This window comes from Halomonas sp. SpR1, assembly GCF_031010175.1.
Taxonomy (GTDB): Bacteria; Pseudomonadota; Gammaproteobacteria; order Pseudomonadales; family Halomonadaceae; genus Vreelandella.
The window spans coordinates 1-773 of record NZ_JAUAMB010000090.1 but is presented as its reverse complement, the minus strand read 5'-3'; the positions used below and the strand labels follow the sequence as shown (position 1 = coordinate 773).

The window sequence follows — 773 nt, the reverse complement described above, 5'->3', positions numbered from 1 at the left end:
CACCACGGTGTGGTTCATGACTGGGGTGAAGTCGTAACAAGGTAGCCGTAGGGGAACCTGCGGCTGGATCACCTCCTTAAACGATGCGTCACGGTTAGTAAGCGTCCACAATGAATTACCTGATCAAGTAATAGAGCAAACGGTTTAAGCACGATCCCCTCTTGGGTCTGTAGCTCAGTTGGTTAGAGCGCACCCCTGATAAGGGTGAGGTCGGCAGTTCAAGTCTGCCCAGACCCACCAAATTTTATCTATCGCTGCGTTATTTTATAACTCGCATAGCAGGCTATGCGTCGTCATAAAATGCCTTGCGCTAAATAAAATTGGCCAGAGGTGAGTGTGACTAAGAGTGACTAGATGGGGCCATAGCTCAGCTGGGAGAGCGCCTGCCTTGCACGCAGGAGGTCAGCGGTTCGATCCCGCTTGGCTCCACCATTACGTACTACTTTCTTTTACCTTAAATACCGTTTGTGAATGTTTCGTGACCATTGATAAGTCGCTGTTTTTTAGCATCGCTTTATCACTGTTCATTGAACAGCTGCTCTTTAACAATGTATATCATGCTGACAAGAACACTTCGCAAGAAGTGGTCTTAAATTGTGATACGTCTCAAGCGTATCCGGCAAAATAGAACGTTATCATTGCGACATCCAGACTCCTTCGGGTTATAGGGTCAAGCAATGAAGCGCACACGGTGGATGCCTAGGCAGCCAGAGGCGATGAAAGACGTGGTAGCCTGCGATAAGGTTCGGTGAGGTGGCAACAACCTGTGACCC

Annotated in this window: 2 tRNA genes and 2 rRNA genes; all 4 read left to right on the top strand. The window is 48.6% G+C overall.

The window, feature by feature from the left end:
* A 16S ribosomal RNA gene (locus QT231_RS24250) occupies positions 1 to 79 on the top strand; the annotation flags it as partial.
* Between the two features lie 84 nt (positions 80 to 163).
* Positions 164 to 240 (top strand) — tRNA-Ile (locus QT231_RS24245).
* Positions 241 to 356: 116 nt separating this feature from the next.
* A tRNA-Ala gene (locus QT231_RS24240) sits at positions 357 to 432 on the top strand.
* 236 nt (positions 433 to 668) lie between these two features.
* Positions 669 to 773 (top strand): 23S ribosomal RNA (locus tag QT231_RS24235); the annotation flags it as partial.